At 72.3% G+C, this 25,638-nt stretch carries 23 protein-coding genes, 1 tRNA gene and 1 pseudogene; 18 read left to right on the top strand and 7 right to left on the bottom strand.

Features of this window, described 5'->3' with window-relative positions; all coding sequences use genetic code 11:
- Positions 1–21 precede the first annotated feature (21 nt).
- Positions 22–94: transfer RNA gene (locus ACWGE1_RS27070), tRNA-Glu, on the top strand.
- A 162-nt stretch (positions 95–256) separates the two neighbouring features.
- On the opposite strand, the gene ndgR is transcribed toward ACWGE1_RS27070, so the two are convergent.
- Positions 257–973 carry an IclR family transcriptional regulator NdgR gene (ndgR, locus tag ACWGE1_RS27065; protein ID WP_007266782.1) on the bottom strand — a complete coding sequence of 239 codons (717 nt, stop codon included), beginning with the start codon at positions 971–973 and terminating at the stop codon, positions 257–259.
- A 184-nt stretch (positions 974–1,157) separates the two neighbouring features.
- Between ndgR and leuC the strand changes: the two genes are divergently transcribed.
- From leuC to ACWGE1_RS27045, 4 genes are all read left to right on the top strand, one after another.
- Positions 1,158–2,582: a 3-isopropylmalate dehydratase large subunit gene (leuC, locus tag ACWGE1_RS27060; RefSeq protein WP_453423072.1), complete on the top strand. Its 1,425-nt coding sequence runs from the start codon at positions 1,158–1,160 to the stop codon at positions 2,580–2,582.
- A gap of 3 nt (positions 2,583–2,585) precedes the next feature.
- Positions 2,586–3,179 carry a 3-isopropylmalate dehydratase small subunit gene (gene leuD / locus ACWGE1_RS27055; protein ID WP_453423071.1) on the top strand — a complete coding sequence of 198 codons (594 nt, stop codon included), beginning with the start codon at positions 2,586–2,588 and terminating at the stop codon, positions 3,177–3,179.
- 137 nt (positions 3,180–3,316) lie between these two features.
- Positions 3,317–3,544, top strand: coding sequence for an SCO5555 family protein (locus tag ACWGE1_RS27050; RefSeq protein WP_030009267.1), 228 nt, complete (start codon positions 3,317–3,319; stop codon positions 3,542–3,544).
- 144 nt (positions 3,545–3,688) lie between these two features.
- Positions 3,689–4,369, top strand: a complete 681-nt coding sequence (locus tag ACWGE1_RS27045; protein ID WP_453423070.1) for an HU family DNA-binding protein — start codon at positions 3,689–3,691, stop codon at positions 4,367–4,369.
- Positions 4,370–4,681: 312 nt separating this feature from the next.
- Here the strand turns inward: ACWGE1_RS27045 and cofC are convergent.
- Positions 4,682–5,356, bottom strand: a pseudogene (gene cofC, locus ACWGE1_RS27040) (2-phospho-L-lactate guanylyltransferase); the annotation flags it as partial.
- Between the two features lie 166 nt (positions 5,357–5,522).
- On the opposite strand from cofC, the gene ACWGE1_RS27035 reads away from it, so the two are divergent.
- The 3 genes from ACWGE1_RS27035 to ACWGE1_RS27025 are packed head-to-tail and all read left to right on the top strand — an operon-like array spanning position 5,523 to position 8,479.
- Positions 5,523–6,275, top strand: a complete 753-nt coding sequence (locus ACWGE1_RS27035) for a lysophospholipid acyltransferase family protein (RefSeq protein WP_453423069.1) — start codon at positions 5,523–5,525, stop codon at positions 6,273–6,275.
- Positions 6,272–7,282 (top strand): NAD(P)H-dependent glycerol-3-phosphate dehydrogenase, encoded by a 1,011-nt coding sequence (locus ACWGE1_RS27030; RefSeq protein WP_453423068.1) that lies wholly within the window; start codon positions 6,272–6,274, stop codon positions 7,280–7,282. The genes ACWGE1_RS27035 and ACWGE1_RS27030 overlap by 4 nt, the downstream gene beginning before the upstream one ends.
- Positions 7,283–7,321: 39 nt before the next feature.
- A complete protein-coding gene (locus ACWGE1_RS27025) occupies positions 7,322–8,479 on the top strand; it encodes a D-alanine--D-alanine ligase family protein (protein WP_453423067.1) in 1,158 nt (385 codons plus the stop codon).
- A gap of 88 nt (positions 8,480–8,567) precedes the next feature.
- Here the strand turns inward: ACWGE1_RS27025 and ACWGE1_RS27020 are convergent, their stop codons facing one another.
- Both ACWGE1_RS27020 and ACWGE1_RS27015 read right to left on the bottom strand, forming a co-directional pair.
- Positions 8,568–9,077: a DUF3515 domain-containing protein gene (locus tag ACWGE1_RS27020; protein ID WP_453423074.1), complete on the bottom strand. Its 510-nt coding sequence runs from the start codon at positions 9,075–9,077 to the stop codon at positions 8,568–8,570.
- A gap of 23 nt (positions 9,078–9,100) precedes the next feature.
- The gene (locus tag ACWGE1_RS27015) at positions 9,101–9,334 is read right to left on the bottom strand and encodes an Lrp/AsnC family transcriptional regulator (protein ID WP_030011290.1); all 234 of its coding nucleotides are present in this window, start codon (positions 9,332–9,334) and stop codon (positions 9,101–9,103) included.
- A 245-nt stretch (positions 9,335–9,579) separates the two neighbouring features.
- Between ACWGE1_RS27015 and ACWGE1_RS27010 the strand changes: the two genes are divergently transcribed.
- Together ACWGE1_RS27010 and thiD are read left to right on the top strand one after the other, a co-directional pair.
- Complete coding sequence (locus ACWGE1_RS27010; protein WP_266605349.1) at positions 9,580–10,563, top strand: thiamine-phosphate kinase; 984 nt, start codon at positions 9,580–9,582, stop codon at positions 10,561–10,563.
- Positions 10,560–11,360 (top strand): bifunctional hydroxymethylpyrimidine kinase/phosphomethylpyrimidine kinase, encoded by an 801-nt coding sequence (thiD, locus tag ACWGE1_RS27005; RefSeq protein WP_453423066.1) that lies wholly within the window; start codon positions 10,560–10,562, stop codon positions 11,358–11,360. Before ACWGE1_RS27010 ends, thiD begins: the two co-directional genes overlap by 4 nt.
- A gap of 130 nt (positions 11,361–11,490) precedes the next feature.
- On the opposite strand, the gene rpmB is transcribed toward thiD, so the two are convergent.
- Positions 11,491–11,676, bottom strand: coding sequence for a 50S ribosomal protein L28 (gene rpmB / locus ACWGE1_RS27000; RefSeq protein ID WP_007266795.1), 186 nt, complete (start codon positions 11,674–11,676; stop codon positions 11,491–11,493).
- A gap of 242 nt (positions 11,677–11,918) precedes the next feature.
- Here rpmB and ACWGE1_RS26995 point away from each other — a divergent pair, with 242 nt between their 5' ends.
- The 8 genes from ACWGE1_RS26995 to rnc all read left to right on the top strand — a co-directional run bounded on the left by ACWGE1_RS26995 (position 11,919) and on the right by rnc (position 21,920).
- Positions 11,919–13,616: a DAK2 domain-containing protein gene (locus ACWGE1_RS26995; protein WP_453423065.1), complete on the top strand. Its 1,698-nt coding sequence runs from the start codon at positions 11,919–11,921 to the stop codon at positions 13,614–13,616.
- A gap of 26 nt (positions 13,617–13,642) precedes the next feature.
- Positions 13,643–15,835, top strand: a complete 2,193-nt coding sequence (gene recG / locus ACWGE1_RS26990) for an ATP-dependent DNA helicase RecG (RefSeq protein ID WP_453423064.1) — start codon at positions 13,643–13,645, stop codon at positions 15,833–15,835.
- A 73-nt stretch (positions 15,836–15,908) separates the two neighbouring features.
- Positions 15,909–16,487 carry a 16S rRNA (guanine(966)-N(2))-methyltransferase RsmD gene (gene rsmD, locus ACWGE1_RS26985; RefSeq protein WP_453423063.1) on the top strand — a complete coding sequence of 193 codons (579 nt, stop codon included), beginning with the start codon at positions 15,909–15,911 and terminating at the stop codon, positions 16,485–16,487.
- Between the two features lie 14 nt (positions 16,488–16,501).
- The gene (coaD, locus tag ACWGE1_RS26980) at positions 16,502–16,981 is read left to right on the top strand and encodes a pantetheine-phosphate adenylyltransferase (RefSeq protein WP_453423073.1); all 480 of its coding nucleotides are present in this window, start codon (positions 16,502–16,504) and stop codon (positions 16,979–16,981) included.
- Between the two features lie 103 nt (positions 16,982–17,084).
- A complete protein-coding gene (locus ACWGE1_RS26975; protein ID WP_453423062.1) occupies positions 17,085–18,149 on the top strand; it encodes a cell division initiation protein in 1,065 nt (354 codons plus the stop codon).
- Between the two features lie 69 nt (positions 18,150–18,218).
- On the top strand, positions 18,219–18,929 hold the full coding sequence (locus ACWGE1_RS26970; protein WP_453423061.1) for a YceD family protein: 711 nt from the start codon (positions 18,219–18,221) through the stop codon (positions 18,927–18,929).
- Between the two features lie 2 nt (positions 18,930–18,931).
- The gene (gene rpmF, locus ACWGE1_RS26965; RefSeq protein ID WP_003965982.1) at positions 18,932–19,105 is read left to right on the top strand and encodes a 50S ribosomal protein L32; all 174 of its coding nucleotides are present in this window, start codon (positions 18,932–18,934) and stop codon (positions 19,103–19,105) included.
- Positions 19,106–19,232: 127 nt separating this feature from the next.
- On the top strand, positions 19,233–21,920 hold the full coding sequence (rnc, locus tag ACWGE1_RS26960; RefSeq protein ID WP_453423060.1) for a ribonuclease III: 2,688 nt from the start codon (positions 19,233–19,235) through the stop codon (positions 21,918–21,920).
- A 72-nt stretch (positions 21,921–21,992) separates the two neighbouring features.
- On the opposite strand, the gene ACWGE1_RS26955 is transcribed toward rnc, so the two are convergent.
- The gene (locus ACWGE1_RS26955) at positions 21,993–22,949 is read right to left on the bottom strand and encodes a bifunctional riboflavin kinase/FAD synthetase (RefSeq protein ID WP_453423059.1); all 957 of its coding nucleotides are present in this window, start codon (positions 22,947–22,949) and stop codon (positions 21,993–21,995) included.
- 126 nt (positions 22,950–23,075) lie between these two features.
- On the bottom strand, positions 23,076–25,638 hold a 2,563-nt coding region (locus ACWGE1_RS26950), incomplete at its 5' end, for a serine protease (RefSeq protein ID WP_453423058.1).

Genomic DNA, 25,638 nt, shown 5'->3' with positions numbered 1-25,638 from the left:
GCAGCAGTAACGCAGTGCTTTGCCCCCGTTGTGTAGCGGCCTAGCACGCCGCCCTCTCAAGGCGGTAGCGCCGGTTCGAATCCGGTCGGGGGTACGCATCGAAGAGGCCCTCCGCGTTCATCGCGGAGGGCCTCTTTCGTATGCGCCGACCTTCGCATAAGTACGGGCCCGGAGGCGCGTGTTAGGACGTGTGCGGCGTCGTACGCGCCCCCGGGCCCGGGGACGGGCGGGGGAGGCCCTGAGGGCCGGGAGGGGCTCAGCCGGAGCGGCGCAGCGCCTCCGTGAGCCGTGCGGCCGCGTCGATGACGGCCTGGGCGTGCATCCGGCCCGGGTGGCGGGTCAGCCGCTCGATCGGTCCGGAGACCGACACGGAGGCGACCACCCGGTTCGACGGCCCGCGCACCGGCGCCGAGACGGAGGCCACACCGGGCTCCCGCTCGCCGATCGACTGCGCCCAGCCGCGGCGCCGTACGCCCGAGAGCGCCGTCGCCGTGAAGCGCGCGCCCTGAAGGCCGCGGTGGAGCCGCTCGGGCTCCTCCCAGGCCATCAGGATCTGCGCGGCCGAACCGGCCTTCATCGGGAGCGTCGAGCCCACCGGGACGGTGTCCCGGAGGCCCGACAGCCGCTCCGCGGCCGCCACGCAGATACGCATGTCTCCCTGGCGGCGGTAGAGCTGCGCGCTCTCTCCCGTCACGTCACGGAGGTGGGTGAGTACCGGTCCCGCCGTGGCCAGCAGGCGGTCCTCGCCGGCCGCGGCGGCGAGCTCCGCCAGCCGCGGTCCGAGGATGAACCGGCCCTGCATGTCCCTCGCCACCATCCGGTGGTGTTCCAGTGCCACGGCAAGGCGATGTGCCGTGGGTCGTGCGAGCCCTGTCGCCGCGACCAGCCCGGCGAGGGTGGCCGGACCGGACTCCAGTGCGCTCAGTACCAGAGCTGCCTTGTCGAGAACGCCGACGCCGCTAGAGTTGTCCATGAAACGATATTCGCGTCTCACACTGTGAAACGCAAGTTCAATTTTTCCAAGAACCAGAGAGTCTGTATGTGCGGGTCCACGAACCACTGGGTCCGAGCCGTCGTCCGGGACGTGGGGTACGGACGATGCGGCGCACAAGATCTCTATGAAGCGCCGGCACAACCGGCCGGCCGGAGGGAAAGCGATGGGTAGGACACTCGCGGAGAAGGTCTGGGACGACCATGTCGTCCGGCGCGCCGAAGGCGAGCCCGACCTTCTCTTCATCGATCTGCACCTGCTGCACGAGGTGACCAGCCCGCAGGCCTTCGAAGGACTGCGTCAGGCCGGCCGCAAGGTCCGACGCCTCGACCTCACCATCGCGACCGAGGACCACAACACCCCCACCCTCGACATCGACAAGCCGATCGCCGACCCGGTCTCCCGTGCCCAGCTGGAGACCCTGCGGGCGAACTGCGCCGAGTTCGGTGTCCGCCTGCACTCGCTGGGCGATGTCGAGCAGGGCGTCGTCCACGTCGTGGGACCGCAGCTGGGTCTGACCCAGCCCGGCACCACCGTGGTCTGCGGCGACTCGCACACCTCCACGCACGGCGCCTTCGGCGCGCTGGCCTTCGGCATCGGCACCAGCCAGGTCGAGCACGTGCTGGCCACCCAGACGCTGCCGCTGGCCCGCCCGAAGACGATGGCGATCACCGTCACCGGCGCGCTGGGCGAGGGCGTCACCGCGAAGGACCTGATCCTGGCGATCATCGCCAGGATCGGCACCGGCGGCGGCCAGGGCTACATCCTGGAGTACCGGGGCGAGGCCATCGAGAAGCTGTCGATGGAAGCCCGCATGACCATCTGCAACATGTCGATCGAGGCCGGCGCCCGGGCGGGCATGATCGCCCCCGACCGGACCACCTTCGACTACCTGCAGGGCCGCGACCACGCCCCCACGGGCGAGGACTGGGACGCCGCGGTCGCCTACTGGCAGACCCTGCGCACCGACGACGACGCGGTCTTCGACGCGGAGGTCGTCATCGACGGCGCCTCCCTGTCCCCGTTCGTCACCTGGGGCACCAACCCGGGCCAGGGCGCGCCGCTGTCCGCCAGCGTCCCCGACCCGGCTTCGTACGAGGACGCTTCGGAGCGCCTGGCCGCCGAAAAGGCCCTGGAGTACATGGGGTTGACCGCCGGGCAGCCGCTGCGCGACATCAAGGTCGACACCGTCTTCGTAGGTTCCTGCACCAACGGCCGCATCGAGGACCTGCGCGCCGTCGCCGGGATCATCGAGGGCCGCAAAGTCGCCGACGGCGTACGGATGCTGGTCGTCCCGGGTTCGGTCCGGGTCGCCCTGCAGGCCGTGGAAGAGGGCCTGGACAAGGTCTTCAAGGAGGCCGGCGCCGAGTGGCGGCACGCGGGCTGTTCGATGTGCCTGGGCATGAACCCCGACCAACTGGCGCCCGGTGAACGCTCCGCGTCCACCTCCAACCGCAACTTCGAGGGCCGGCAGGGCAAGGGCGGGCGCACCCACCTGGTCTCCCCGCAGGTGGCCGCGGCCACCGCGGTGCTGGGCCATCTGGCCTCGCCCGCCGACCTGTCCGACGCCAACGCGACCGCCGGAGTCTGAACCATGGAAGCCTTCACCACCCACACCGGCCGGGCCGTCCCGCTGCGCCGCAGCAACGTCGACACCGACCAGATCATCCCGGCCCACTGGCTGAAGAAGATCACCCGTGACGGGTTCGAGGACGGGCTCTTCGAGGCCTGGCGCAAGGACCCGGAGTTCGTCACGAACCGCCCGGAGCGCGCCGGCGCGACCGTCCTGGTCGCCGGCCCCGACTTCGGTACGGGTTCCTCGCGCGAGCACGCCGTCTGGGCCCTGCAGAACTTCGGCTTCAAGACGGTCATCTCCTCCCGCTTCGCCGACATCTTCCGGGGGAACTCCCTGAAGAACGGCCTGCTGACCGTCGTCCTGCCGCAGGAGACCGTCGAGCAGCTGTGGAAGCTGACCGAGGCCGACCCGGCCGCCGAGATCACGGTCGACCTGGTCGACCGCCAGGTGCGAGCGGAAGGCATCGTCGCGGAGTTCGAACTCGACGACAACGCCCGCTGGCGCCTGCTGGAGGGTCTGGACGACATCTCGCTCACCCTTCAGAACGAAGCGGACATTGCCACGTACGAAAGCGCCCGCCCGACCCACAAGCCGCGCACGATTCAGGCCTGATTACTGCCTGATCAGCGCTTATTCACCTTCGGGTGATCACATGGACAACACTGTGCCCCCCGCCCTCCGGCGGGGGGCACAGCCGTTTGTTGAGGCCCCGTGAGGCGACAACTCGCCCCAGATGGCACAATCTGTGCATGGAACGCGACAGTCAACTCGAGCTCTACGAACTCGTCGCGGACCGGCTGAAAGAAGCACACACACGGGTGCGCTCACTGCAAGTCCCGGAGGGCGTAAGGATGGCGCTGTCCCGGAAGCTGTTGGTCGTCACGGCCGCGGCGAAGCATGATCTCGCCGATGCGGCAAGGCGCCTGGACAGGTTGATGAAGGACCTCGACGAGGGTCGATTCCCTGAAGGCGACTGATGCGAAGGAACTCCGTAACGGCCTACAGCGTTGCGGCACTAGGGTGATTAGCCCGTTTCGTGTTTGATTTGCGGTATATATCCGCCTAACGTGCGAAATAAGCTTGAACACATTCGTTCTGGCGAAGTCTCCGAAGGGGAAGACGTGAACAAGGCGCAGCTCGTAGAAGCGATTGCCGACAAGCTGGGCGGCCGCCAGCAGGCCGCGGATGCTGTCGACGCGGTACTGGACGCGATCGTCCGCGCTACCGTCGCGGGCGACCGGGTCTCGGTCACGGGCTTCGGCTCGTTCGAGAAGGTCGACCGTCCGGCCCGTTACGCCCGCAACCCGCAGACGGGTGAGCGCGTCCGGGTCAAGAAGACCTCTGTCCCCCGCTTCCGCGCCGGTCAGGGCTTCAAAGACCTGGTCAGCGGCACCAAGAAGCTGCCCAAGGGCGGCGAGGTCTCCGTGAAGAAGGCGCCCAAGGGCAGCCTCACCGGTGGTGCCTCCGCGACGGTCAAGAAGGCCGTGGCGAAGAAGGCCACCACGGCCAAGAAGGCCGCGGCAAAGACCGCGGTCGCAAAGAAGGTCACGGCCAAGAAGACCACCGCGACCGCCAAGAAGGCGGCGGTCAAGAGCACCGCCACGGCGAAGAAGGCCACGGCCGCCGCGAAGAAGACCACGGCCGCGGCCAAGAAGACCACGGCTGCCGCGAAGAAGACCACCGCCGCGGCGAAGAAGACCGCGCCGGCGGCCAAGAAGGTCACCGCAGCGACGAAGGCGCCCGCCAAGAAGACGGCGACGCGCAAGGCCACCGCGAAGAAGACCACCGCCCGCAAGAAGTAGGGGCACGCGTCACACAGGCCGGGCCGGCTTTCCCCGTGCGGGGGAGCCGGCCCGCGGTGCGTTCTTCCCTGCCGCCGGCCCGTTCGCGGCCACCGCGGCCGTCCCTCAGAAGGTCTGCAGCGTCACCAGGGTGATCCGCAGGCTCGCGCCCGCCCCGTCCGTCTCGATCCGGACCCGCTGCCCGGGCCGCAGCAGCCGCAGGCCGCCCGCGTCGAAGGCCGGCGCCTCGAAGGGCACCGGCGTGCCGTCGTCCAGCAGCACACTGCCGCTGCGGGTCTGGGAGTCGTACGTGTACGCGGTCGCCTGCATACGGGCACTGTATCGGGCGGTGTGGCGCCCCACACCGAGGGTGAGCGCGGTCCGCAGATCCGCCGCCGTGTCCACGTCGCGGCGCACGCTGTCGACGTCCGTCAGGGCGATTTCCACCGCTCCCGAGGCCGAATGCCTGGCCCGTGACCGCCCGCCGAAGGAAGGGGCCAATTCCACGTCCGGCGCGGCGGAAAGCAGGGTCGTCCCGATTCCGGCGGCATCCGCCAGAAATGCCCGTGGAAATACCGAGGCGTTTTCGAGCACGCGTTGCAATTCCGGGGGGCGCAGGGCCGGCAGATCGGCGTTCAGTGCGGCCACCGCGGCACCGGGCCGCCCCGTCCGCACCGCCCGCGCCCCGTGGGCCAGGGCCGCGTTGAGCCCGGCCGCCGGGGCGTCCGCGACGATCCGCGCCCCGAGCCGCGCCAGTTCCGCACCGGCCTCGGAGTCGTCCGTGACGACCACCACATCCTGGACCGCACCGCAGGCCAGGGCCCCCGCGACCGTGTCCTGCGCGAACGCCAGCGCGAGGCCCGGACGGGAGGCGCCCACGGCCCTCGCGAGACGGCTCTTGGCCACGGCCAGAGGCTTCAGCGGGACCACCAGGCTCCAGACGGCGTTCGTGACGGACCCCTTCCCTCCGGTGCGCTCCGGCACCTCCCCGGGCCATGGTCGGGTCATGGCCGGGTCATGTGTCGGCCCATTGTCGCCTCCGGGCGGGCAACCGGGGAGTCCGGTGGCATGAGCGGGGCGTACGGTGTTCTCGACAGAGACCGGGCGTGGGGTGACACTTGTCCGGCCGACGAGGTGCCCAAGCCGCGCACCGGTCCTAGAGGAAGGTGTCCGAGTGTCCCGCCGCAGAATCGGCTTCTGGTACCGCCTGGCGGCGGTCATCGCAAAACCGCCGCTGGTAGTGCTCTTCAAGCGGGACTGGCGGGGAATGGAGCACATTCCGGCCGAGGGCGGTTTTATCACCGCCGTCAATCACAACTCGTATCTGGACCCGCTCTCCTACGCGCACTTCCAGTACAACACCGGCCGCGTGCCCCGATTGCTCGCCAAGGCCGCCCTCTTCAAGGTCCCCATTGTCGGGTCGATCCTGCGGGGTTCCGGCCAGATCCCCGTCTACCGGGAGAGCACCAACGCCCTGGACGCATTCCGGGCGGCGGTGGACGCCATCGAGTGCGGCGAATGCGTGGCCTTTTACCCGGAGGGCACCCTCACCCGCGACCCCGACATGTGGCCCATGGCCGGCAAGACCGGCGCCGCCCGCGTGGCGCTGATCACCAGGGCCCCCGTCATTCCGGTGGCCCAGTGGGGCGCGAACCTCGCGATGCCGCCCTACGCCAAGGAGAACAAGGTCAGGCTCTTCCCGCGCAAGACCCTCCAGGTGCTCGCCGGACCGCCGGTGGACCTCTCGGCCTTCTACGACCGGGAACCCACTCCGGACGTCCTGCGGGAGGCCACCGAGGTCATCATGGCGGCCATCACCGCGCTGCTGGAGGAGGTGCGCGGCGAGACCGCGCCCGAGCAGCCGTACGACCATCGCAACGCCAGGGCGGAACAGCGGCGCAAGGCCGCAGGGGAGGGCAACAAGTGACACGTCCCGTGAAGGCGACCGTCTTCGGAACAGGCTCCTGGGGCACGGCCTTCGCCATCGTGCTCGCCGACGCCGGCTGCGAGGTGACGCTGTGGGGCCGCCGCCGGGAGGTGGTCGACGCCATCAACACCGGCCGGACCAACCCGGACTACTTCCCGGGCGTCGAACTCCCCGCGAACCTGCGGGCCACCACCGACCCGGCCGAGGCCGCGGCCGGCGCGGACTTCACCGTCCTCGCCGTCCCGTCCCAGACCCTGCGCGACAACCTCGCCGCATGGGCCCCGCTGCTGGCCCCCGACACCGTGCTCGTGTCCCTGATGAAGGGCATCGAACTCGGCACCGCCAAGCGGATGAGCGAGGTCATCGAGGAGGTGGCCAAGGTCCCCGCCGAGCGCATCGCCGTGGTCACCGGCCCCAACCTGGCCGCCGAGATCGCCGCCCGCCAGCCCGCCGCCTCCGTCGTCGCCTGCGTGGACGAGGGCGTGGCCCAGCGCCTCCAGGCCGCCTGCCACACCCCGTACTTCCGCCCGTACACGAGCACCGACGTCACCGGATGCGAGCTCGGAGGTGCCGTCAAGAACGTCATCGGCCTCGCCGTCGGCATCGCGGACGGCATGGGTCTGGGCGACAACACCAAGGGCTCGCTCATCACCCGCGGCCTCGCCGAAGCCACCCGCCTCGGCGTGGCGATGGGCGCCGACCCGCTCACCTTCTCCGGCCTCGCGGGCCTCGGCGACCTGGTCGCGACCTGCTCCTCGCCGCTCTCCCGGAACCACACCTTCGGCACGAACCTCGGCCGAGGGATGACCCTGGAGGAGACCATCGCGGTCACCAAGCAGACCGCCGAGGGCGTCAAGTCCTGCCAGTCGGTGGCCGATCTGGCCCGCCGCCACGGGGTGGACATGCCCATCACGGACACCGTGGTCGACATCGTCCACCACGGCAAGCCGACCCTGGTCGCGCTCAAGGACCTGATGGGCCGCAGCGCCAAACCGGAACGTCGCTGACTCCATTCCGGACGCTTGAGCGGGTACTCTCGTGGCGATATGAGCAGCGAGAACCTCCCCCAGACCCCTGAGCAGCAGGGCCGCAAGCCCCGCGTGGCCGTCGTGTTCGGCGGCCGCAGCTCGGAACACGCCATCTCGGTCGTCACGGCGGGCGCCGTGCTGCGCTCCATCGACCGCTCCAAGTACGAGGTGCTGCCCATCGGCATCACCACGGACGGCCGATGGGCGCTGACCGCCGACGAGCCCGAGCGGATGGCCATCGCCGACCGCAAGCTCCCCAGCGTCGAGGAGCTCGCCGACTCCGAGGACGGCGCCGTCGTGCTCTCGGTCGACCCCGCCAGCCGCCAGGTCGTCTACACCGAACCGGGCGCCGTCCCCAAGGCTCTGGGCGAGGTGGACGTCGTCTTCCCCGTGCTGCACGGCCCGTACGGCGAGGACGGCACCCTCCAGGGCCTCCTGGAGCTCTCCGGCATCCCGTACGTCGGCTCCGGCGTCCTCGCCTCGGCCGTCGGCCAGGACAAGGACTACATGAAGCGGGTGTTCACCTCCTTCGGGCTGCGCGTCGGCCCGTACGTGACCATCCGCCCCCGCGAGTGGGAGGCCGACCGGGACGCCGCCACGGGCAGGATCCTGGACTTCGCCGCCGAGCACGGCTGGCCGCTGTTCATCAAGCCCGCCCGGGCCGGCTCCTCCATCGGCATCACCAAGGTCGACGACGCCTCGGGCCTGGAGGCCGCCGTCAAGGAGGCCCGGCGCCACGACCCGAAGATCATCGTGGAGGCGCTGCTGCGCGGCCGCGAGATCGAGTGCGGGGTCCTGGAGTTCGAGGACGGGCCGCGCGCGAGCGTCCCCGCCGAGATCCCGCCGGTGTCCAGCCACGACTTCTACGACTTCGAGGCGAAGTACATCGACTCCGCCTCCGGGATCGTGCCCGCCCCGCTCACCCCGGAGCAGACCGCCGAGGTGCAGCGGCTCGCGATCGAAGCCTTCGAGGCCGCGTCCTGCGAGGGCCTGGTGCGCGCCGACTTCTTCCTCACGGAGGACGGCACCTTCGTCATCAACGAGATCAACACGATGCCGGGCTTCACGCCGATCTCCATGTACCCGCTGATGTGGCAGAAGACGGGCATCGAGTACCCGGAGCTGGTGGACAGCCTGATCCAGGCGGCCCTGCGCCGCTCCACCGGCCTGCGCTAGCAGTCGTCCGAAAAGCCGACCGCCCGCCGCCCGCCCCCGAAGGCGTGGCCGGCGGGCGGCGGTGCGCTCGGTACCCGGTGCGCGGTGCTCAGTAGGAGGCGATGCCCTCGGGCACCGTCGCGGAGACGGCCGTGGACAGACCGACCAGCATCCCCGCATCCGTGGCATGCTCCTTGTCGACCTGAACCTCCGTGTACGCCAGCCGCAGCCCGGTGGTGAACCGGAACCCCCCGCCGGACCCGGCGTCGCGTTCCTCCAGCAGCCAGGCCACTCCGTTCACATGGACGCCGTCCTGCTTCGGATCGGCCATCTTGGGGGGCTTGGGGATACCGCACCGCAGTACGATCGCCGAGCCGCCCCACGCGGCGGTCAGATCGGACTCCGGTTCGGTTCTGGTCCGCGCCAGGCCGGCCACCGTCTCCGGGAGCTCCTCGTGCAGTGCTGCACAGAGCTTCGCGACGGCGGCGGGCGGCGTGGGCGGAGGATCCACCCGGGCCTCCGATCCGCCCGGGGAGCACGCAGCGACGGCCATGACGGCCATCGAGGCGGGCAGGGCGGACAGGGCGCGGACACGGAGGGGCCGGCGGTGGAGGGACATCACCGGCCAAGAGTAGACGGGGGCTACAGATGGACCACCGGGCAGGTCAAGGTGCGGGTGATCCCCTCCACCTGCTGGACCTTGGCGACGACCATGCGGCCGAGGTCGTCCACGGTGTCGGCCTGGGCGCGCACGATCACGTCGTACGGGCCCGTCACGTCCTCGGCCTGGATCACCCCCGGGATCTGGCCGATGGACTCGGCGACGAACGACGCCTTGCCCACTTCGGTCTGGATAAGGATGTACGCCTGTACCACGGAACCTCCAGGGCGGCCACGAGGATCATTTCCCCTAATCTTCGGGTGGACCCCACACGATGGACAGGGCCGGGGGAAGAAGGGACGCCACGGTACCGCGTCGCCGTGCGCCGCGGGGAGACCTGCGGGCCCGGCGCCACGCACAGCGGGGCGTACGGAGAGCAGAAGTTGACGTATCTGTTGACGGTACCCAGAGCTGAGACGGCTCGCGACCGCAAGCGGACTGGGCAAGAAGGGGCACAGCGATGAAGGGCACTGTCGGCGAGCTGGGGGAGTTCGGGCTGATCAGGGAGCTCACCTCACGGCTCACCACCACCCCGGCGGTCCGGCTCGGACCGGGCGACGACGCCGCGGTGGTGTCGGCCCCCGACCGGCGGGTCGTGGCGAGCACCGACATCCTGCTGGAGGGACGGCACTTCCGGCGCGACTGGTCCACGGCCTACGACGTCGGCCGCAAGGCCGCCGCGCAGAACCTCGCCGACATCGCCGCCATGGGCGCGGTGCCCACCGCGCTGCTGCTCGGCCTCGTCGTCCCCGCCGAACTCCCCGTCACCTGGCCCACCGAGCTGATGGACGGCATCCGCGACGAGTGCCAGGTCGCCGGCGCGGCCGTGGTCGGCGGGGACGTCGTCCGCGGTGACGTCATCACCGTCGCCATCACGGCACTGGGCGACCTGCGCAACCACGAACCCGTCCTGCGCTCCGGCGCCCAGCCCGGCGACGTCGTCGCCGTGACCGGCTGGCTGGGCTGGTCCGCGGCCGGCTTCGCCGTGCTCTCGCGCGGCTTCCGTTCCCCGCGGGCCTTCGTCGAGGCGCACCGGCGCCCCGAGCCGCCGTACCACGCGGGCCCCGCGGCCGCCGGACTCGGCGCCACCGCCATGACCGACGTCAGCGACGGCCTGATCGCCGACCTCGGGCACATCGCCGAGGCCAGCAAGGTACGGATCGACCTGCGCTCGGCGGCCGTCGACATCCCGACCCAGATGCACGACATCGGACAGGCCGTCGGCGTGGACCCGCTGCAGTGGGTGCTCACCGGGGGAGAGGACCACGCGATCGTGGCGACCTTCCCGCCCGACGTGAAGCTCCCCGCCCGCTGGAAGGTCATCGGCGAGGTGCTCAACCGCTCCGCGCTGCCCCAGGTGACCGTGGACGGCGCGCCCTGGACCAGCACCGGCGGCTGGGACCACTTCGGTGCCGACCCGGCCGCCCAGGACGGCGCGCTGTGAGCACCGCCCCACCGCTGTGCCTGACCGTCGCCGGATCCGACTCCGGCGGCGGCGCCGGCATCCAGGCCGACCTCAAGACCATGCTGGCGCTCGGTGTGCACGGCATGAGCGTGGTGACCGCCGTGACGGCGCAGAACTCGCTCGGGGTACGGGGGGCCTGGGAGCTCCCCGCCGAGGCCGTCACGGCCCAGTACCGGGCCGTCGTGGACGACATCGGCGTCCGGGCCGTGAAGACCGGGATGCTCTCCTCGGCCGTGCTCGTGGAGACGGTGGCCGCGCTGCTGGCCGACACCCCGGCCCCGGCCGTCGTGGACCCCGTCGGGGTCTCCAAGCACGGGGACGCGCTGCTCGCCGAGTCGGCGCTGGACGCCGTGCGCAGGGAGCTGCTGCCGCGGGCCACCGTGGCCACCCCCAACCTGGACGAGGTGGCCCGGCTCACGGGCGTGGTGGTGGAGACCGAGGACGACATGCGGCGGGCCGCCGACGCGATCCTCGGCCACGGGCCGCGGTGGGCGCTGATCAAGGGCGGCCACCTCGCGGCGCACGGCGACGAGGCGGTGGACCTGCTCACCGACGGCAGCGAGGAACGGTGGCTGCGCGCCCCGCGGCACGACAACCGGCACACCCACGGCACCGGCTGCACCCTCGCCAGCGCGATCGCGGCGGGCCTGGCCAAGGGGCAGGCCGTCCCGGAGGCGGTCACGGCCGCCAAGGAGTACGTCACGGGCGCCATCGCCGCCGGCTTCGCGCTCGGCGGGGGCATCGGCCCGGTGGATCACGCCTGGCAGTGGCGCTGAACCCGGGGCGACACCCGGCCGGTGCTCCGGCCGGGTTCCCGTCCGTGCCCGGGCAAGGCAAAAGGCCGGTTCACCAGAGGTGAACCGGCCTTCTTGGCAACCGGAAGGGGCTGCGCTACGACGGGTGGCGTCAGCGCGAGACCTTGCCGGCCTTGATGCACGAGGTGCAGGCGTTGAGGCGCTTCGGCGTCCCATTGACCACGGCACGGACGCGCTGGATGTTCGGGTTCCAGCGACGCGAGGTGCGGCGGTGCGAGTGGGAGATGTTGTTGCCGAAGCTCGGCCCCTTGGCGCAAACGTCGCAGTTGGCAGCCACAGGTCACTCCAAAGACTTCAGATGCAATTACAGTGAAACCGGCGCACCGGAATCAGAGAGTCTGAAGTGGTTTGCCGGGGGAATGGCCCGACTCTCATCGGGCAACCGGAGCAGCATACAACGACTGCGTCCGTCCAAGAAAACTACCATGTCCGCCGCAGCCCCCGCCCCGCGGTCCCGGGGCCCGGGCAGTCCTTCGTTACCCTGCGGTGAACCCTGGCCCGCACAAGGAGGAACGCCCGGTGCCGCACGAGCCGCAGCCGCAGTCCCCTGACGAGCTCGACGCCGAAGCGGTGCGCACCTGGAGCTCGCTGGCCCTGGCCGCACTGGGCCGGGCCCGCGAGGACATCGACGCGATCAACGTCTACCCCGTCGCCGACGCGGACACCGGCACCAACCTCTACCTGACCGCCGAATCGGCCGACCGCGCCCTGGCCGAGGCATTCCCCGAGGTGACCGACGGCACAGGGCGGACCTCCCTCTCCGGTGCCGTACGGGCCTGGGCGCACGGGGCCCTGGTGGGGGCCCGCGGGAACTCCGGGACGATCCTGGCGCAGCTGCTGCGCGGAGTGGCAGACGTGCTCGGCGGCGACCAGACCGGCCGGGCCGGTCAGGCCGAGCACGGGGAGCGCGGGGACCACGCCGGGCAGGGTCCGGGCGGGCTGCTGGCCCGGGCGCTGACCCGGGCCGCGGAGGAGGCGTACGCGGCCGTCGCGCACCCGGTGGAAGGCACCATGCTCACCGTCGCCGGAGCCGCCGCCCGGGCCGCCGAGGCGGCCGGAGCAGCCGCCGGGACCGCGACCGACGTGGCCCGCGCGGCCTACGACGGGGCCCGCGCCGCCCTGGCCGAGACCCCCGGGCAGCTCGCCGCGCTGGGCCGGGCCGGGGTGGTCGACGCCGGGGGCTGCGGGCTGGTCGTCGTCTTCGGGGCCCTGTGGCAGACGCTGTCCGGCCAGGAGCCGGCCGCCGAACCGGTGCGCGGCCGGGCGGTGCCCGTACCGCGGTCGCCGGACCCCTGCTCGCAGGAGGAGGACGGGCCCGCGTACGAGGTCATCTACCTGCTGGAGGCCACCGAGGCCGCCGTCGGGGAACTGCGCGAACGGCTCGACGGGCTCGGTGACTCGCTGGTCGTCGTCGGCGGCGACGGACTGTGGAACGTCCACGTCCACGTCGACGACCCCGGCGCGGCCGTGGAGGCCGGCATCGTGGCCGGGCGGCCGTACCGGATACGGATCACGCACTTCGGGGACGAGCGCCGCCGGGCGCGCGGCGAGCGCGCCCAGCGGGCCGTGGTCGCCGTCGTCCCCGGCGAGGGACTGGCCGGGCTGTGCGGGGAGGCGGGAGCGACCACCGTGCTCGTGCGCCCCGGAGAGGTCCCGGCCGTCGCCGAACTCCTCGACGCGGTCCGCCGCGCGCACGCCCGCGAGGTGGTGCTCCTGCCGGGCGGCGCCGAACTGCGCGCCGCCGCGGCCGGGGCGGCCGAACAGGCCCGCGCCGAGGGCGTACGGGTGGCGGTGATCCCCACCCGCTCCGCGGTCCAGGGCCTGGCCGCCCTCGCCGTGCACGACCCGGAGGGAAGCTTCGACGAGGACGTGGTCGCCATGACGGCGGCGGCCGGCGCCACCCGCTACGGAGAACTGGCCGTCGCCGAACGGCAGTCCTTCACCTCGGCCGGCATCTGTCAGGCCGGCGACGTGCTCGGCCTCATCGACGGCGACGTCGCGGTGATCGGCTCGGGCCTGACCGAGACCGCCGAGGCCGTCCTGGACCGGATGCTGGGCTCCGGCGGCGAACTCGTCACCCTGGTCCTGGGCCCCGAGGTGCCGGACGCCGTCGCCGAGCGCCTGGAGGCGTACGTCCAGCAGGGCCACCTCGCCGTGGACACCGTCACCTACCGGGGCGGCCGGTACTCGGCGCCGCTCCTCATCGGGGTGGAATAGCGGGCTTGTCAGCGCCATGGTGTGCAATGGAACACGTGCCCGCGCTCGACGAAGACCTCAAGAAGACGCTCGGACCCGCCACCGCCAAGGTGCTGGCCGAGCAGCTCGGCCTGCACACGGCCCTGGACCTGCTCCACCACTACCCGCGGCGGTACGCCGAGCGGGGCGAGCTGACCTCGCTGGCCGAGCTCGCCGACCAGATCGACGAGCACGTGACCGTCGTCGCGCAGGTCGCCGACGCCCGGATCCTGACCTTCAACGGGGGCCGCGGCAAGCGCCTCGAAGTGACCATCACCGACGGCAGCGGCCGCCTCCAGCTGGTCTTCTTCGGCGCCGGCGTCCACAAGCCGCACAAGGACCTGCTCCCGGGCAGCCGTGCGATGTTCGCCGGCAAGGTCTCCAGGTTCAACCACAAGCTCCAGCTCGCGCACCCGGCCTACGAGCCCCTCGGCGGGGACGCCTCCGACCGGGACGCCGCCACCGCCTTCGCCAACCAGCTCATCCCGATCTACCCGGCCTGCGCGAAGCTGGAGTCCTGGAAGATCGCCAAGTGCGTGGACGCGGTACTGCCCAGCGCCCAGGACGCCGTGGACCCGCTGCCGCCCGCCCTGCGCGAGGGCCGCGGGCTGGTCCCGCTCACCGAAGCCCTGCTGAAGATCCACCGGCCGGGCACCAAGGCCGACATCGAGGACGCCCGCCAGCGCCTCAAGTGGGACGAGGCCTTCGTCCTCCAGGTCGCCCTGGCCCGCCGCCGCCACGCCGACTCCCAGCTCCCGGCCGTCCCCCGCCGCCCGGTCCCCGGCGGCCTGCTCGACTCCTTCGACGCGAAACTGCCCTTCACCCTCACCGAGGGCCAGCAGACCGTGTCGAAGGAGATCTTCGACGACCTCGCCACCGAACACCCCATGCACCGCCTCCTCCAGGGAGAGGTCGGAAGCGGGAAGACGATGGTGGCCCTGCGGGCGATGCTGGCCGTCGTGGACAGCGGCGGGCAGGCGGCGATGCTCGCCCCCACCGAGGTGCTCGCCCAGCAGCACCACCGCTCGATCACCGAGATGATGGGAGAGCTCGCCGAGGGGGGCATGCTCGGCGGCTCCGACCAGGGCACCAAGGTGGTGCTGCTCACCGGCTCCATGGGGATGCCCGCACGCCGCCGGGCCCTGCTCGACCTGGTCACCGGCGAGGCCGGCATCGTGATCGGCACGCACGCGCTGATCGAGGACAAGGTGCAGTTCCACGACCTCGGCCTGGTCGTCGTGGACGAGCAGCACCGCTTCGGGGTGGAGCAGCGCGACGCGCTGCGGTCCAAGGGGAAGCAGCCCCCGCACCTGCTGGTCATGACGGCGACCCCGATCCCGCGGACGGTCGCCATGACCGTCTTCGGCGACTTGGAGACCTCCGTCCTCGACCAGCTGCCCGCCGGGCGCTCCCCGATCGCGACGCACGTGGTGCCCTCGAAGGACAAGCCGCACTTCCTCGCCCGGGCCTGGGAGCGGGTCCGCGAGGAGGTCGGGAAGGGGCACCAGGCGTATGTGGTCTGCCCCCGCATCGGGGACGGCGAGGACGACCCCAAGAAGAAGTCCGACGGGGACGACGGCGACAAGCGGCCGCCGCTCGCCGTCGTGGAGATCGCCGAGCAGCTCACGCGCGGACCGCTGGCCGGACTGAGCGTCGAGGTGCTGCACGGCCGGATGGACCCCGCCGACAAGGACGACGTCATGCGCCGGTTCGCCGCCGGCGAGGTCAAGGTGCTGGTCGCCACCACCGTCATCGAGGTCGGGGTGAATGTCCCGAACTCCACCGTCATGGTCATCATGGACGCGGACCGGTTCGGAGTGTCCCAGCTCCACCAGCTGCGCGGCCGTGTCGGCCGGGGCTCCGCGCCCGGTCTGTGCCTGCTGGTCAGCGAGATGCACGAGGCCAGTCCCGCCCGGGCCCGGCTGGCCGCCGTCGCCGCCACCCTCGACGGCTTCGAGCTCTCCCGGATCGACCTGGAGCAGCGCCGCGAGGGCGATGTGCTCGGCCAGGCCCAGTCCGGAGTCCGCTCCTCGCTGCGCATGCTCGCCGTCATCGAGGACGAGGAGGTCATCGCCCAGGCACGGGAGGAGGCCACCCGCGTCGTCGCCGAGGATCCCGCGCTGGAGCGGCTGCCGGGCCTGCGGACCGCGCTGGACGCCCTGCTCGACACCGAGCGCGAGCAGTACCTGGAGAAGGGCTGAGCGGCACGACCTATCGTTGGAGTGCCGCGGCGATGCCGGGGCACCCCCCTACCGTCGCACCGAAGGACCCCAGATGACCCGCGTGATCGCCGGCAGTGCCCGCGGGCGACGGCTGGCCGTGCCCCCCGGCACCGGCACCCGGCCGACCTCGGACCGGATGCGCGAAGGCCTCTTCTCGACCTGGGACTCGCTGCACGGCGTCGAGGGGGCCCGGGTGCTCGACCTGTACGGCGGCTCCGGCGCCGTCGGCCTGGAGTCGCTCTCCCGGGGCGCGTCCCACACCCTCCTCGTCGAGGCCGATGCCAAGGCCGCCAAGGCGATCCGGGACAACATCCGGACGCTGGGTCTGCCCGGCGCGGAGTTCCGCGCGGGCAAGGCCGAGCAGATCGTGGCGGCCCGGGCCGCCGGGGACCCGTACGACATCGCCTTCCTGGATCCGCCGTACGCCGTGGACAGCGCCGACCTGCGGGAGATCCTCCTCACACTCCGGTCCAATGGCTGGATCACGGACGATGCGCTCGTCACCGTGGAGCGCAGCACCAGGAGCGGTGCCTTCCCGTGGCCCGAGGGCTTCGAGCCGCTCCGGTCGCGCAAGTACGGCGAGGGCACCCTCTGGTACGGCCGCGCCGCTTTCACCAGCGAAGACTCATGAACGAGGGAGTTCAGTTGCGCCGCGCCGTCTGTCCGGGGTCCTTCGATCCCATCCACAACGGACACCTCGACATCATCGGACGCGCCTCCAGGCTGTACGACGTCGTGCACGTCGCCGTCGGGATCAACGAGTCGAAGCAGGGCCTGTTCACCGTCGAGGAGCGGATCGAGCTGATCCGCGAGGCGACGGCCGACTACGGCAACATCCAGGTCGAGGCCTTCCGCGGACTGCTCGTCGACTTCTGCAAGCAGCGGGACATCCCGGCCATCGTCAAGGGCCTGCGCGCGGTCAGCGACTTCGACTACGAGCTCCAGATGGCCCAGATGAACATGGGCCTGTCGGGCGTCGATACGCTGTTCGTCCCGACCATCCCCACCTACAGCTTCCTGTCCTCCTCGCTGGTCAAGGAGGTCGCGACCTGGGGCGGCGACGTCGCCCACCTGCTGCCGGCGCACGTCCACGCGGCGCTCATGGAGCGGCTGCGCAACCGCTGACCGACTGACAGGGCGTCAGGCGGTGTCGGGGGTCGGCCCGGTGGCCTTACAGTCGTCCCGTCCGTCTCAGGAACCGCCCGAGGCCGAGAGAGTGCGAGCCCCCATGGACGTGCAGAAGAAGCTCGACGAGATCGTCGCGGCCGTCGGCGGCGCCCGGTCCATGCCCATGTCGGCCTCCTGCGTGATCAACCGCGCCGAGCTGCTCGAACAGCTCGAAGAGGTGCGCCAGGCCCTGCCCGGCTCGCTCGCACAGGCCCAGGAGCTCATCGGCGGCCGCGAGCAGATGGTCGAGGAGGCCCGCCGGGAGGCGGAGCGGATCATCGACGCGGCCCACAACCAGCGCGGTTCGCTGATCTCCGACACCGAGATCGCGCGGCGCTCCCAGGCCGAGGCGGACCGGATCCTGGAGGAGGCCCGCCGGGAGGCCGAGGAGATCCGGGCCGAGGCCGACGACTACGTCGACAGCAAGCTCGCGAACTTCGAGGTCGTGCTGACCAAGACCATCGGTTCGGTGGACCGCGGCCGGGAGAAGCTCCTGGGCCGGGGCCCCGGCCTGGACGAGCACGGCTACCCGGACATGGACGCGCCCGAGCGCAGCCACGACCCCGAGACGCAGCGGCAGCAGGCGGACGCGTACGTGGACACCAAGCTGGCGACCTTCGAGGCGGTGCTCTCCAAGACGCTGGAGGCCGTGGGGCGCGGCCGGCAGAAGCTCCTGGGCCGGGTCCCGTCGGACGACCTGGGCGTGCACATGGCCGCCCAGGACGCGGTGGGCGGCCAGTCCTCCCGCTCGGCGAGCGACTCGGACTTCCTGGCGGGCCTGGCGGAACCGGAGCCGCTGCACGCGCAGGCCCCGGTCCCGGCGCAGCCGGAGCCGCTGTACGACACGTACTCGTACCAGCAGCCCGCTCAGCCCGCCGCCCAGCAGCAGGACGCGTACTCCTACCAGGACCCGTACGGCGGCTATCAGCAGCAGCCGGACCCGTACGCCGGGGCGGGCGCCGGATCCGGCGGAGCGGCCTACGCGGGGCACTACGACGCGCAGCAGCCCGACCCCTACGGCGCGTACCAGCCCCAGGACGGGCAGCCCTCGCTCGACGAGACCAGCTTCTTCGACACGAGCATGATCAACCTGGACCAGCTGCGCCAGTACGAGCAGGGGCGCTAGGACCGGATTGGGCGCTGGGCGCCGCTGAGGGTATCCTGGCTCTTCGGTCGCGCGTATGCACCGCGATCCATGCTGCCCTGGGGCGGCGGAATCTTTGATCTTCAGCGATCTGTGAAAGCAGGAACGGCCCTGAATACCCGCCTCGACCACCGCAACCCCCTCGTGTTCGACACGCACGAGCTGGGCCGGCGTCCTGGTGCCATGCAGCGGCTGTCCCGTGAGATCGCGGCACCGGCGGACTTCGGTCTCGTCGGCGTCATCGGAGTGCCGGAAGGCGCCCCGGTGAAGCTCAGCCTCCGCCTCGAGTCGGTCATGGAAGGGGTGCTTGTCACAGGCACCGCCCGTGCGTCGGCCGTAGGGGAGTGCGTAAGGTGTCTTGAGTCCGTCGAGCGTGAGCTCAAGGCGGACTTTCAGGAGATGTTCTCGTACCCTGACGCCGACGACCGGAGCCGCTCCAAGGCGGAACCGGCCGACGACGCCGAGGACGACGAGGACACGCTCTTCCTCGAGGACGGTTTGTTCGACCTCGAACCCGTGCTGCGGGATGTGGTGGTGCTCGCACTGCCCATGCAGCCGGTGTGCCGGGAGGACTGTCTCGGACTGTGCCCCGATTGCGGGCTCAGCCTGAACGACGACCCGGACCACCACCATGACGCCGTCGACATCCGTTGGGCGGCATTGCAGGGACTCGTCGTGACCGATCAGGACGACGAGAAGGACAACATGAGCGGCACTGCCTCTGACGGAGTTCAGGGCGCCGCCGAGAAGCAGGAGAAGTAGCCGTGGCTGTTCCGAAGCGGAAGATGTCGCGCAGCAACACGCGCCACCGCCGGTCGCAGTGGAAGGCTGCGGTCCCCACCCTGGTTTCGTGTGAGCGTTGCCAGGAGCCGAAGCTCCAGCACATTGCGTGCCCGAGCTGCGGCACCTACAACAAGCGCCAGGTCCTCGAGGTCTGAGCGGCTGGTGAGAGGCGCAATGTCTGAGCTGTCCAACGCTGAGAAGCAGGCAGACAGTAACAACGCGGCCTCGTCCCACACGCTTCTGGAAGGGCGGCTCGGGTATCAACTCGAGTCCGCCCTTCTGGTGCGTGCACTGACCCACCGCTCGTACGCGTACGAGAACGGCGGTCTGCCCACCAACGAACGGCTGGAGTTCCTCGGGGACTCCGTGCTGGGCCTGGTGGTCACGGACACGCTGTACACGACCCACCCCGATCTCCCCGAAGGCCAGCTGGCCAAGCTTCGGGCCGCGGTGGTCAACTCGCGCGCACTGGCGGAGGTCGGACGCGGCCTCGAACTCGGCTCCTTCATCCGGCTCGGCCGGGGCGAAGAGGGCACGGGAGGCCGGGACAAGGCCTCCATCCTCGCCGATACGCTCGAAGCGGTCATCGGCGCGGTTTACCTCGATCAGGGCCTCGACGCGGCCTCGGAGCTGGTTCACCGGCTCTTCGACCCGCTCATCGAGAAGTCCTCGAACCTCGGGGCCGGCCTGGACTGGAAGACCAGTCTCCAGGAACTCACGGCGGCCGAAGGCCTTGGCGTGCCCGAGTACCTGGTCTCCGAGACCGGTCCGGACCACGAGAAGACCTTCACTGCTGCCGCTCGCGTCGGTGGTGTCTCGTACGGCACCGGCACCGGCCGCAGCAAGAAGGAAGCGGAACAGCAGGCTGCGGAGTCCGCATGGCGCGGAATCCGTGCCGCGGCGGACGAGCGGACCGCGGCGGCAGCAGCCGTCGCTGCCGCCGCTCCGGCCGAGGTCCCGGCTCCGGCTCCGGCCGAGGACGCCCCGGACCACCAGGCGACGGCGCTGCCGTACTCGACACCGGCTCCGGCCGAGGCTCCCGCTCCGATCGAGGCTCCGGCTCCGATCGAGGCCCCGGCTCCGATCGAGGCTCCGGCGTACCCGGCTCCGGCCCTCCCGTACTCGACGCCTGCACCGGCTCCGGCCGAGGCTCCGGCTCCGGTCGAGGACGCCCCGTCCGCGCTCGAAGCACCGGTCGCACCGATTCCGCTCGCCGACGTGCCCGTGCCCGTGGCCCCGGTCGAGGAGACCGCTCCGGAGCCGGCCCCGCTGCCGGCTCCCGTGCTCCCGGTCCCCGCCGACGCCGCGCCCGTGACGCCGTTCCCGGCCCTGCCTCCCGTCGACGACGTCACGCCCTACCCGCCCCTGCCCTCGCTGCCCGTCGCCGACCCGGTGGCGGAGGCTTCGCCCGCTCCCTGGGCCGGACCGCAGGACACTCCCGGCGAGGGAACGCCCGTGCTGCCGCCCGCCGAGCAGGTAGCGGCCCCGGCACCGGCACCGGTCAGCCCCGCGGACGCCCCGCCCGCCGTCGGGGAGTACCCGTTCGGCGGGCCGGGACCGGTCGGTGAACTGCCGTCGCCTCAGCCCTCGTTCGGGACTCCGGACGCCTACCCCTTCCCGCCGCCGGCTCCCGCGCAGCAGGCGCAGCAGCCGCCCCAGCCGCAGCACTACGACCCCCGCGCCGCCGGGCAGTGGTCCGCCGGGCCCGGACAGCAGCCCCCGCAGCACGAGCAGCAGCACCAGCCGCAGCCGCACCCGCAGCCGCACGACCCGCGCTACTCCGCCGGTCAGACCGGCGGCGGGGCGCCGCTCGGCTACACCGCCGCGGTCGAGCTGTCGTCCGACCGCCTGCTGCGCAACAAGCAGAAGCCCAAGAACAACAACAACGGCGTCGGCGGCCGGTTCCGCTTCGGCGGCAGGGCGGCCGAGGCGGAGCGCCAGCGCAAGCTGGAGCTGATCCGCACCCCGGTGATGTCCTGCTACCGCATCGCCGTCATCAGCCTCAAGGGCGGCGTCGGCAAGACCACGACCACCACCGCCCTCGGCGCCACCCTCGCCACCGAGCGCCAGGACAAGATCCTGGCCATCGACGCGAACCCCGACGCCGGCACCCTCGGCCGCCGTGTCCGCCGCGAGACCGGTGCCACCATCCGGGACCTGGTCCAGGCGATCCCGTACCTGCACTCGTACATGGACATCCGCCGGTTCACCTCCCAGGCGCCCTCCGGTCTGGAGATCATCGCCAACGACGTGGACCCGGCCGTCTCCACCACCTTCAACGACGAGGACTACCGCCGCGTCATCGAGACGCTCGGCCGCCAGTACCCGATCATCCTCACCGACTCGGGCACCGGCCTCCTCTACTCAGCCATGCGCGGCGTCCTGGACCTGGCCGATCAGCTGATCATCATCTCGACTCCGTCCGTGGACGGCGCCAGCAGCGCCAGCACCACCCTCGACTGGCTCTCGGCCCACGGGTACGCCGACCTCGTCTCGCGTTCCCTCACCGTCATCTCCGGGGTCCGCGAGACCAGCAAGATGATCAAGATCGAGGACATCGTGCAGCACTTCGAGACCCGCTGCCGCGGTGTCGTCGTGGTGCCCTTCGACGAACACCTCGCGGCCGGTGCCGAGGTCGATCTCGACATGATGCGGCCCAAGACGCGCGAGGCATACTTCAACCTCTCCGCGCTCGTGGCCGAGGACTTCCTGCGGGCCCAGCAGCAGGCCCCGCAGGGGCACTGGGGTGCGCCGCAGCAGCCCCAGGCTCCTCAGCCGCCCTACCAGCAGCAGCCTCCTCAGCAGCCGCAGCCGTACGGCCAGCCCCAGGGCCAACCCCCGTACCAGCAGCCGCCGCAGCCCTACGGCCAGCCGTACCCGCAGCCCGGCCAGCCCTGGCAGCAGCCCCAGGCCCCGCAGCAGCAGCCGCCCCAGCCCCCGCAGCCCCCGCGCGACCCGCGCCTGGGCTGACGGCTGACCACGGCAAACAGGAAGGGCCCGTACCACCCCCGGGGTGGTACGGGCCCTTCCTCTTCGTTGTCGTCAGCGCTTCGCGTCGTACGCGTCCGTCAGCACCCGCGCCCGCTTCACATCGTCCGCGATCGCTTCCAGCAGCCCGTCCAGCGACTCGAACTTGGCCATCCCCCGCACGTACGCGAGGAAGTCGACCGCCGCGTGCATCCCGTACAGGTCCAGCCCCACGCGGTCGATCGCGTACGCCTCCACGGTCCGCTCGGTGGCGTCGAACTGCACGTTCGTCCCCACCGAGATCGCCGCGGGCATCCGCTCGCCGTCCGCCGTCAGCCAGCCCGCGTAGACCCCGTCCGCCGGGATCGCGGTGTGCGGCTGCGTCTCGATGTTCGCCGTCGGGTAGCCGAGTTCGCGCCCGCGCTGCGCACCGCGCACCACCACGCCCTCGACCCGGTGCGGACGCCCGAGGATCTCGGCCGCGCCGTCCATGTCCCCCTCGGCGACCAGCCTGCGCGCCAGCGTCGAGGAGAACGGCACTCCGCCGCCCGCCTCGCCCCGCTCGACCAGGTCCACGACGTCGACCTGGTAGTCGTACGTGGAGCCCAGCTCACGCAGGAAGTCGACGTTCCCGGCGGCCCGGTGGCCGAAGCGGAAGTTCGGGCCCTCGATGACGGCCCGCGCGTGCAGCTTGTCGACGAGGACCTTCACGATGAAGTCGGCCGGGGACAGCTGGGAGAAGTCCGCCGTGAACGGCAGGATCAGCAGCGCGTCCACACCCAGCCCGGCCATCAGCTCGGCGCGCCGGTCGTACGGGGCCAGGATCGGCGGGTGGCTGCCGGGGCGGACCACCTCGCTCGGGTGCGGGTCGAAGGTGACCACGACGGACGGGACGCCGAGCTCACGCGCCGTGGCCACCGCCCGTCCGATGATCAGCTGATGTCCCCGGTGCACGCCGTCGTAGGAGCCGATGGTGACGACGCTGCGTCCCCAGTCCTGGGGGATGTCCTCCAAGCCACGCCAGCGCTGCACTGTGACCGCTCCTCGCCCGAACCCGGTTGGTCCTTGAACTGATTGCCGATTGCAGGTCTAAGACTGCCATGCCGGTGGCCGGTGCCCCGCATCGGCATCTGACTGGATCCCCCGCCGTGTCTGGCATCACGTCACATCCGCGGCCGCCCTGCTGAGCGTCTCCACCGTCTGCCGGGCGCTCGGCCCCAGCAGCGCCGCCGCCTCGGCCTCCGCCGTCGCCAGCCAGCGGGCCGCCAGCGCCCCGAAGGCCGGTGCGGCCCGGGCCAGCTCCACCGTCCGCCGCTCGAAGACCACCGGCCCGCCCGGGACCCGCAGCAGCTGCCGTCCGGTGCGCCGCAGCAGCTCCCGCGTACGGTCCTCCGGGCGCCCCGAGGCCCCGGCGGCGAGGGCCCCGAGGAACGCGTCGAGGACCTGTGGGTCGGTCTCCTCGCGCAGCAGGGTGTCGGCCAGCTCCCCCCGCAGCGGGTAGGAGGCGGCCGCGCCCGGGGCGGCCAGTACGGCGGCCAGCTCGGCCCGTACCCCGGCCGGGGCGCTGCGGAGCAGGTCCAGTACCAGCGGCCGCACCACCGAGGCGGCGGCCGGGCCCTGGTCGAGCCGCCGGTCCACGAAGCAGGCGGCGTGCGGTGCGTCCCCCGGGTGCCGGGCCAGGTGCTCCCGTACGAGGTCACCCGCGCGCCGGGCCAGCCCGGGCGTGGTCAGCGCGGCCAGGGCCCGCACCACCTCCCCGTCGGCCCGGGCCCGCAGGGCGGCGAACACCCCGTCCGGATCGGGCAGGACGGGCAGGGCCGCGACCAGCGCCGCCGCGGGCAGCCGGGAGCCGGGCTCCGGATCGCGGAAGCAGCGCAGCGCGTCGGGCAGGTAGCGGCCGCGCATCTGCGGGTCGCGGAGCAGGATCGCCAGGGCGCTGCCGTGCAGGGTGGCGTCGGCGGGGCGGCCGAGCAGTGCCTGGGCGGCGTGGCGCAGCAGCTCCCGGTCGGCGGGGGTGCGTACGTGCGCGGCGGTGGCGAGCCCGTAGGCGGCGGCCGCGACCCGCCGCCCGGGCCGTTCGTCGTGGGCCCAGCGGTCGACGGCCCGGCACAGGGCGGAGGGCTCCTCCTCGGCGAGTACGGCCAGCAGCTCGTCGGCGCGCGGGTGCGCGGCGGTGACGAGCGCCTCGGTGAGGTCGTCCACGGCGAGGCTGCGGTGGGTGTGGAGCAGGGCCTGCGCGGCGGTGGCGACGGTGGCCCCGGGGCGGCCGCGCAGCCGGCGGCCGTCGGTGAACCAGGCGCAGAGCAGCGGCTGCGCGCGCTGCGGGTCCCGGGCCAGACGGCGGGCCGCGGCGTCGAGGTAGCGGTCGCCGGGGAGCGCCTCGGCGGGGTCGGCGGGCAGCAGGCGGCGCAGCAGGTCGAGGCGGTCGGGCTCGGGAAGCCGGAGCCGGTTCCAGAACCAGCCGCCGAACTCCCCCGGGCCGGCGCGGGCCACGTGCTCGGCGAGGGCGTGCAGGACGGGGAGGTGGGGCCGCGCGTCGGGGGCCCGGAGCAGGGACTCGCGCAGCAGCCGGGCGGCCCACCAGGCGCTGTCGGGGGTGGCCCGCTCCGGTTCCTCGGCGAACCGGTTGAGGCGGTCGACGAGCCCGGTGAGCTCCTTGCGCAGCTGGTCGGGGGCGAGCCGGCGCAGGGCCTCCAGTACGGGCCCGACCCGGTGCCGGGGTACGGGCAGCCCCGGTCCCGCCGGGCCGTGGACGAGGAGGCCGAGGGCCGTCGGGACGTCCAGGTGGCCGGCCTGGATCCAGTCGGACAGCTCCTCGTGGGCGAAGCGGTAGCCGGGCCCGGCGGGCACCAGCAGTCCCTCGGTGAGCACGGCGGAGGCCCAGCCGGTGCGCCACGGGAACAGCTCCTCGAAGGAGGCCCGGTCCAGCTGCCCCTGCCCGGGCCCCAGGGCGCGCCGGGCGGCCTCGTGCACGCGGCTGGCCACGCGCGCCGCGAGCCGCCTGACGCCGGGTCCGTGCACCTTGGCGCCCCCGGCGTCGGCGCAGGCCGCGGAGATGCGGACGGCGGCGCGCAGGCACAGCAGGTCCAGGTGCGCGGCGAAGACCTCGTCGCGGCCGGGGCGGCCGGCGGTGACCTCGGCGGCACGGATCCCGGCGAGCAGGCGCAGGGTGAGCGGGTGCCGGGCGTCGGCCTCCCGGACGGCGTCGGCGGGGATGCCGAGGCGGGCCCGGGCGGTCTCGGCCTCGGCGGCGGTGAGGTCCGTGAGCGGGAGGGCGGGCGGCAGCCGCCGGGCCGGGCGGGCCGGGGTGTGCAGTGCGCCGGGCGGGTAGAGGGCGCCGGCCCGCTCCCAGTACTCGGGGCGGGCGGCGACGACCAGCCGGGCCCCGGTCCCCTGCAGCCATGCGGCGGTGGCTGCGGTCCAGGTTTCGAGCCGGTGCGCGAGTTCCGGCGGCATCTCCTCCGGGGCGTCGAGCACGACGAGCAGGGGGCGGCCGGCGCGGGCGACCACGTGCGCGAGGTGCTCCGCGATGCGGGGGGCTCCCGCCGGGGCAGCGGTTTCCCCGGCGGGAGCGGTTCCGCCCGGGGCGGCTTCGCCCGGGGCGGCTTCGCCCGGGGCGGCTTCGCCCGGGGCGGCTTCGCCCGGGGCGGTTCCGGGGACGGTTCCGGCGGGCGGGGTACGGACGGGGCCGGGCTCGAACCCGCCCTGCGCGACCAGCTCG

Source organism: Streptomyces sp. NPDC054932, from assembly GCF_053610205.1.
Note: the sequence above shows the minus strand (reverse complement) of the source record. Positions and strands in the feature narration are given on the sequence as shown.

Coding starts and splice junctions, on each gene's coding strand:
- ndgR (WP_007266782.1), bottom strand. CDS start 973: ATGGACAACTCTAGCGGCGTCGGCGTTCTCGACAAGGCAGCTCTGGTA.
- leuC (WP_453423072.1), top strand. CDS start 1,158: ATGGGTAGGACACTCGCGGAGAAGGTCTGGGACGACCATGTCGTCCGG.
- leuD (WP_453423071.1), top strand. CDS start 2,586: ATGGAAGCCTTCACCACCCACACCGGCCGGGCCGTCCCGCTGCGCCGC.
- ACWGE1_RS27050 (WP_030009267.1), top strand. CDS start 3,317: ATGGAACGCGACAGTCAACTCGAGCTCTACGAACTCGTCGCGGACCGG.
- ACWGE1_RS27025 (WP_453423067.1), top strand. CDS start 7,322: ATGAGCAGCGAGAACCTCCCCCAGACCCCTGAGCAGCAGGGCCGCAAG.
- ACWGE1_RS27020 (WP_453423074.1), bottom strand. CDS start 9,077: ATGTCCCTCCACCGCCGGCCCCTCCGTGTCCGCGCCCTGTCCGCCCTG.
- ACWGE1_RS27010 (WP_266605349.1), top strand. CDS start 9,580: ATGAAGGGCACTGTCGGCGAGCTGGGGGAGTTCGGGCTGATCAGGGAG.
- recG (WP_453423064.1), top strand. CDS start 13,643: ATGGAACACGTGCCCGCGCTCGACGAAGACCTCAAGAAGACGCTCGGA.
- rsmD (WP_453423063.1), top strand. CDS start 15,909: ATGACCCGCGTGATCGCCGGCAGTGCCCGCGGGCGACGGCTGGCCGTG.
- ACWGE1_RS26975 (WP_453423062.1), top strand. CDS start 17,085: ATGGACGTGCAGAAGAAGCTCGACGAGATCGTCGCGGCCGTCGGCGGC.
- ACWGE1_RS26970 (WP_453423061.1), top strand. CDS start 18,219: ATGCTGCCCTGGGGCGGCGGAATCTTTGATCTTCAGCGATCTGTGAAA.